7 protein-coding genes are annotated in these 6,678 nt (G+C 56.4%); 5 read left to right on the top strand and 2 right to left on the bottom strand.

Annotated elements, in window-relative coordinates:
- Positions 1-106: 106 nt before the first annotated feature.
- On the top strand, positions 107-1,381 hold the full coding sequence (locus WC600_18460; protein ID MFA4904714.1) for an ATP-binding protein: 1,275 nt from the start codon (positions 107-109) through the stop codon (positions 1,379-1,381).
- On the opposite strand, the gene WC600_18455 is transcribed toward WC600_18460, so the two are convergent.
- Complete coding sequence (locus tag WC600_18455) at positions 1,378-1,578, bottom strand: hypothetical protein (GenBank protein ID MFA4904713.1); 201 nt, start codon at positions 1,576-1,578, stop codon at positions 1,378-1,380. The genes WC600_18460 and WC600_18455 overlap by 4 nt on opposite strands.
- Complete coding sequence (locus tag WC600_18450; protein MFA4904712.1) at positions 1,571-2,920, bottom strand: sigma-54 dependent transcriptional regulator; 1,350 nt, start codon at positions 2,918-2,920, stop codon at positions 1,571-1,573. Before WC600_18450 ends, WC600_18455 begins: the two co-directional genes overlap by 8 nt.
- 281 nt (positions 2,921-3,201) lie before the next feature.
- Here WC600_18450 and WC600_18445 point away from each other — a divergent pair, with 281 nt between their 5' ends.
- The 4 genes from WC600_18445 to WC600_18430 all read left to right on the top strand — a co-directional run bounded on the left by WC600_18445 (position 3,202) and on the right by WC600_18430 (position 6,355).
- Positions 3,202-3,912, top strand: coding sequence for a hypothetical protein (locus tag WC600_18445; GenBank protein MFA4904711.1), 711 nt, complete (start codon positions 3,202-3,204; stop codon positions 3,910-3,912).
- A 617-nt stretch (positions 3,913-4,529) separates the two neighbouring features.
- Positions 4,530-5,150 carry a type IV toxin-antitoxin system AbiEi family antitoxin domain-containing protein gene (locus WC600_18440; protein MFA4904710.1) on the top strand — a complete coding sequence of 207 codons (621 nt, stop codon included), beginning with the start codon at positions 4,530-4,532 and terminating at the stop codon, positions 5,148-5,150.
- On the top strand, positions 5,150-6,016 hold the full coding sequence (locus tag WC600_18435) for a nucleotidyl transferase AbiEii/AbiGii toxin family protein (GenBank protein MFA4904709.1): 867 nt from the start codon (positions 5,150-5,152) through the stop codon (positions 6,014-6,016). Before WC600_18440 ends, WC600_18435 begins: the two co-directional genes overlap by 1 nt.
- A 63-nt stretch (positions 6,017-6,079) precedes the next feature.
- The gene (locus tag WC600_18430; GenBank protein MFA4904708.1) at positions 6,080-6,355 is read left to right on the top strand and encodes a hypothetical protein; all 276 of its coding nucleotides are present in this window, start codon (positions 6,080-6,082) and stop codon (positions 6,353-6,355) included.
- The last annotated feature ends 323 nt before the right edge of the window (positions 6,356-6,678 follow it).

Here is a 6,678-nt window from a genome sequence, read left to right as displayed (position 1 = left end):
CATCCGCTCCCCGCTCGTCGCCTTGGACGCCGCGCTCAAGCACATGGAACAGCTCCCGGAGAAACAGCGCGTCATAGTGCGCCATTCCCTCAACCGCATCCGCGACGTGGCAAACAGTCTTCTCGAAAAGAACCGCCAGCAGCCGGGCCCCGCGTCCACCGCGGCCTCCGGCAGCATGGCCGCCGGCGAGCCCCCGGGCGTGCACCTGCTCTCAAGCCTTATCGATCCCGTAGTTACGGAGAAGCGCCTCTCGTTCGAATCAAAGCCCGGCGTCAGCATCGATTTTAAATTAACCCGCGAATCTTACGGCCTGTTCGCCAGGCTGCAGCCAGTCGAATTCCGCCGCATGATCTCCAACCTGGTCAACAACGCCGTCGAGGCCCTCGGCGACAAAGGCGCGGTGGACGTGGACCTCAGCCATGAGACTGAAAATATTATTCTGACCGTCTCCGACAACGGCAAAGGCATACCCCCCGAGATCCTGGCGAAGCTCGGCCGGCGCGGCGAAACCCACGGCAAAGCCGGCGGCTCCGGCCTCGGCCTCTTCCACGCCAGGTCCACGGCCGAGAGCTGGGGCGGCCGCCTCGATATCACTTCGGCGCCGGGCAAAGGGACTTCGGTTGTAATTAAACTTCCGAAGGCCGCAGCCCCCGCCTACTTCGTGAGCGAGCTAAAACTCACCCCCGGCCTGCCTGTCGTCGTCCTCGACGACGACCCCGGCGTCCACCAGATATGGCGCGGCCGCTTCGAATCCGCCCGGACCAAAGAGCACAACATCGAAGACCACCATTTCAGCGAACCGGCGCCGTTGCGCGCCTGGGTAAAAGAAAACCCCGGGCAAGCCGGCAAAGCGGTCTGCCTTTTCGATTACGAATTATCGGGATTTAAAGAAACCGGCCTGAGCCTGGCCGAGGAACTCGGCCTCTGCGCCCGGACCATCCTGGTCACCAGCCGCAGCGAAGAACCCCGCATAATAGCGGAATGCGGCCGGCTCGGCGTCAGGATGATTCCCAAAAGCCTGTCCGACTTCGTACCTATCAAGATCGGTGCCCCATTGCCGGCGCTAGCGGTCTTAATAGACGACAGCGCCCTCGTGCATATGACCTGGGAGACCGCCGCCGAAGAAGCCGGCATAGAGTTGAAGGGCTTCCGGAACCCCGCCGATTTCCTGGCCGTCCTCGAGACTTTCCCTAAAACCACGCCCATCTACATAGACTCCGAGCTCGGCGGCGACGTAAAGGGCGAGGATATAGCCGCGGACCTCCGGCAAAAAGGTTTTACAGATCTCTACCTGGCCACCGGGCATCCGCCGGAACGGTTCGCCCGCCTGCCCTGGCTTAAAGTGATCGGTAAAGAATCGCCGTGGCAGGGCCCGGCCTAAGGCTGCCCGGCGCCGTTGTTCTTCATTTCCGTCTCCAGCTCGGTCAGCAGCCGCGCAATGTCCTGCGCGGTCTCGCGCATCAGCGCCACCCTTCCCAGTCTCTTTTCGTCCGGACACCTAGGCAGCTGCTCGGCGGCCTCCTTCAGGCTGACGGCCATGGACTTTATGTTGTGCTGTAGCTTGCTCATATCAGGCATAATCGTTCTCCTCCCCCTTCCGGGTCTTTCCTTCCACCACCATATACAGCAGCCGCTTTGAGATACCGAGCTGCTTTAGCGCCGCGGCTTTCTTCCCGTGGTTCTCGGCCAGGTTGTGCCGGATGATAGCGGCCTTCAGGTCCTCGGCCAGTCCGGCCAGGCCGTGCTTGAGCGCGTAGTCGTACTGCGCCTGCGTGAAAGTTACCGCCGCCGGCGCGGCGGTCTGTTTTAAATAGCGCGAGACCATTTCAAGGGTGATCTGCCCGTCCGCGCCGGCGGCCATCAGGTCCACAAAGTGCTTCAGCTCGCGCGTATTGCCCGGCCAGGCGTGGCCCAGCAGGTATTCCTTAGCCGCCGGCTCGAAGGCCAGCCGCTTCGCGTGTTTCGTGAACGCCCCTATCAGCGGGAAGATGTCGCATTTCCTCTGCGCCAGGGGTTTGAGCGCCACCGTCATGCCATGCACCCGCTGGAAAAAATCGAAACGCAGTTTGCCTTGGGCCAGCATCCCCTGCACGTCCTCCAGCGTCGCGCTTATCACGCGGAAGTCGGAATACTCGGGCTTGTCCGCCCCGAGTGGGTAGAACGATTTTTCTTCTATAGCCTTGAGCAGCTTCACCTGCATAGCCTGGCTCATGGCCCCTATCTCGTCGAGGAACAGCGTCCCCCTGTCGGCCTGCGCCAGTTTGCCCTTGCGGTTCTCCTGGGCGCCGGTGAAAGAGCCGCGCTTGTAGCCGAATATTTCCGACTCTAGCAGGTCCTCGGTGTAGGCCGCGCAGTTCATGGCCACAAAAGCGCCCTTCCGTCCGGAATGTCTGTGCAGCAGCTCGGCCAGCGTGGTCTTGCCGGTGCCGGAGGGCCCAAGCAGCAGCAGCGGCAGGTTCGTAGGCGCGTATTTCAAAGCCTCTACCACCATGGCCCGCGTTTCTGGGTCATTGGTGATAAAGTCTTTTAAGAAAACTCCATCCACCTTCTTGCCGGCGCCGCCCTGCAGATACCGGGCTATGATCGCCGAAACGTTGGCCGCCTCGTTGCCCTTCACGTAGAACTCTTTGCAGCCCAGGGCGTAAGCCTTGCTTATGGTCTCTTCGGTGTCGCAGCTCGACATTACCACGGAATATGCGCCTTTCGCCACGGCCAGCGGGATCAGCTTCAGGCCGGAATAATCGTCATCCGGGCCCAGCATCAGGTCTATAAAACAAATGTCGTAATGCCCGGCCTTCAGCTTGCGCTCGGCCGAGGCTCTGTCCGCGGCGAAGTCCACCGCCTGGCCGGCCAGGTTGTCGCCCATGATATCCCGCGCCAGCTTGTCGTCGTCCACCACCAGGATGCCGAGTCTGTCCATGAAAAAGCCCCCTTATGCCGCCGGTCCTATAGGAATTCTACCAAAAGCGGTTCCATAAAGAACCAATAAAGTTCCAGATAAGACGTTTGTTGCTATTTTCGGTGTCTCCGCAAAGCTGCCGAAAACAATAGGATACTCCCGTTTATCCGACGAGATACTCCCCGGCCAAGGGCGTCTTTTGCCTATTTCCCGGTTTTGGCATAAATATTGCTCTATACAAGGGTGTAGGCAAAAACCGGCGGGGGCTTCCGGCGGTATCTTAAGAAGAACGGAGAAAACAGATGAAAAAGATAATGATAGCGGCGGCTGTGATGGTATCCATAGGGGCCGGTTTCGCGAACGCCGGTGAAACGCCGATGCCCTTCGACTTTGACGGCAGAGGCATTGGCGCCAGGAATTTTATGGAGACCATAAAAAACACCGATTCCTGCCGAAATGATAATATAGCGTGTGAACAACCGAAGCCGACTCCGGTTTCGTTTATAAACACAGGGACGCCCGCGGACGTTAAAAATGGTGCCGCAGAGAATGCTACTCTGGTTCTCACTTCAAGAACGGTAGCGGCTATGGATGAATCCATCGGCTCCGCAATAGCTTATGTAAATGCGCATGGGTATGGGCCCCAGTTCCGCCCGGGTTTCGAATGTCTGCGTGACCAGGGTACCTTGAAAGAAAAGTTCGACTTCGTGTATCCGTCCGAGGACTCGGATTATTTACTTCCTGATCGCTGCAGGCAGCCGTCCACAAAAGGCACTTGCACGTGCGTCGCCTGGGATTGGAAAGATGTCTGCTATGATACCTCCGTAATCGAAGATGTCTGCACCGTTGTGGCAGGTGTCTGTGCGGCTGGCTATTTTGTTGGCCAAGTCTGGACTGTCCCGGAGTGTACAGCATCGTATATGATCTGCAAGGCGGTGTCCGTTATCAAACAGGTATGCATCCCGAGACAGTATTGCTCTCAGCAAAGTGGTTGCGGCCCGACGTTTGGATAGTCAGGCCTTCTCCGGGGGACATCAGGTCCCCCGGAGTGAAAGACAAAGCGAAATCTGATCAATATTCAGTAAGGAGACTAACGTGAAAAAGAGATTCGGCGCCTTTATCGGTGCGATAGCAGGCATAGTGCTTCCAATCATTCTAGGTGCCAATAATTATTCGTGCCTCCCGAAGATATTCCAGATAGTCTTACCGCCCATGACCTTCGCGGTTGGCGCTTACCTGGGGCACCGGGCACACGTGTGGATAGCGGAGAGACTAAATAAACAGAATAAATAGCTCCTGCCTTCTGTAGGCGGTTCCCGAGAGGGCGTTTCTTTCCCAAGAAATGCCCTCTCGGTTTTAACTGTATATATCCACATTTTAATGATCCGCCGCCAGTGTCGCGAAAGTCCGGTCTGGTTTCCCCCCCTCTCGTAGGACGATTTCTCTTTTTATTATCTGAGTGTCGTAAAAGTACCACTTCCACGCTACTGGGGGAGGGTAGGGCGGGGGCGGCCAGGAGAAGTTTAACCTGTTTTTTAGGGTCTTAGATATCTGTATATATGGATATCCGCCTGCCTTGACTTCCCCCTGTTTTATGATACAATAACCTTAATAATTAAGGGTATTGTATATGTCCAACAACCGCCACAGCCATAAAGAAACATTTGAGCACCTTTACGAAATCGCTGAGGGGCAGGGTGGTTATTTCACATCCAAGCAGGCGGCGGCGGCGGGTTTCAGTCAGAAGAACCATGGCTACCATGTCCGGACAGGCAACTGGATCAGGGAGCGCCGCGGTATTTATCGCCTGGCCAAGTTTCCGCCGGCGGAACGGCCGGACCTCATGTTTTGGTGGCTATGGTCGCGTAACCGCGACGACGTGCCGCAGGGCGTTTATTCGCATGAAACGGCGCTAAGCCTTTATGATCTTTCGGATATCAATCCGGCCACACTACACATGACCGTACCTCGCTCTTTTCAACGCAGGAAGACCCTGTCTAAAACCCCGGTCCTTCACCGGGGCAGCGTACACAAAGACGATATTGAGACCAGATTCAGTGTCAAAGTAACCCGGCCGCTTAAAACCATCGCTGATCTTCTGGTCGTCCGCACGGTCCAGATGGATCACATGCAGCAAGCGGTGAAGCAAGCGTTCCAGCTCGGGCTTATTACCCGCACGGAACTGGCCCGCAACGGACGGATTCCTGCCGCCATAAAGAAAGAGATCGAACAACTCAGGGGAGACCAATAATGGATAAGCCGAAGAAGTATGCAACCCCCACGGCGTTCCGCCGCGCATTAGAAGACCGGCTTAAACAAAAAGCTAAAACCGAAGAATTAAATCTCCAGCGTCTTATGCGGGAGGTATCTTTTGATCGCCTGCTGGCCCGCCTGTTCGCCCGAAAAGACGCAGCCTGGATCCTCAAAGGCGGCTATGCCCTGGAATTGCGCATGAAAGAAGCCCGCGCAACCAAGGATATCGACCTGGCCCTCCGGCATTCCCTGGGCAAAGAGAAAGATCTCCCCCTCAAAACGTTAATCCTCGAAGCGCTCGCGGAGTCCGCAGCCCGGGACCTGGGTGATTTCTTTTCATTCAATATCGGCGAAGCCATGCTGGACCTGGATGCGGCGCCCTACGGCGGCGCCCGTTTCCCTGTCGAGGCACGCCTCGATGGCCGGACATTCGTGCGCTTTCACCTCGATGTCGGCGCCGGCGATGTGGTGCTTGCACCGTTCGACACAACGCAGGCCCATGACTGGCTCGCTTTCGCCGGCATACCCGGTGCGGCGTTCCCCACTATTTCGCAGGAGCAGCACTTCGCGGAAAAGCTTCACTCCTACACCCTGCCGCGCGAGACGCCCAACTCCCGCGCCCGTGACCTTATCGACATGCTTCTGCTAATTGGCTCCGCCAAGATGGATCGCGCCAAGGTCCAGCTGGCGCTAGACGCCACCTTTAAGCGCCGGAAGACTCACCCATTGCCGGCAGCTCTCGCCCGGCCGCCAGCCGCGTGGAAGGCGCCCTTCGGGGCGATGGCCGGCGCGTGCGGCTTGCCCGCGGACCTGGCGGCGGCGTTTGAAGTTTTAAATTCCTTCTATTCTAAGCTGACGGAGTAGATATCCATATATCTGTATATACGGATATCCCTCCCCGGTAGCCGAGTCAAAGAGGCCTTCCCCATGAAACAGAAATACACCCGGCACGAAGATAAAAAGAAAGAGCTGCTTAAAGACCCCGAGATCCGCAAAGCGTACAAGGCAGAGCTTTCCATACTTAAGATGAAACCGCTTAAAGAGGCGCATTACACCCTCGCGGATTATAAGAAGGAATTATTTAAAGATCCCAAAGCCCGCGCGCGCTGCGAGAAAGCGTTAGCCAAACTGAAGCTTGCGCATCAGAATGTTAAGCTTAGGGAGAAGACGCATAAAGGCAAAACCAACCGGCGCCCTGGCTAGCCCCCCCACGCGCCATCGGCGGCCGGGCAAAAAAGAAGCTATCACAATTTATTCAACACACTGAACAAATTGTATTTATAGCGAAAAGACCTTATTCTACCAACACATTCCAATAACACTTAGCGGCAACCGTATCGTCTCCTGTAAATGCAGCCTTACGGTTGTTAATAATAGTTAACGCCACAAGCAACCAACACTGGACCTGTGAGATATCCGTATATATAGATATACGGATATGCGATTCCGCAGCTTACATTGAAACAATAACGCCCGGCTGGCTTTTGCTTTGTCTGTTGCTTTGTTTTGTACAGAGTGCCCGTATT

The sequence above is a fragment of the Desulfobaccales bacterium genome, assembly GCA_041648175.1.
In the GTDB taxonomy this organism is placed as follows: Bacteria; Desulfobacterota; Desulfobaccia; order Desulfobaccales; family 0-14-0-80-60-11; genus 0-14-0-80-60-11.
The sequence above is the reverse complement of the archived record's forward strand: the minus strand, read 5'-3'. Positions and strand labels throughout refer to the sequence as shown.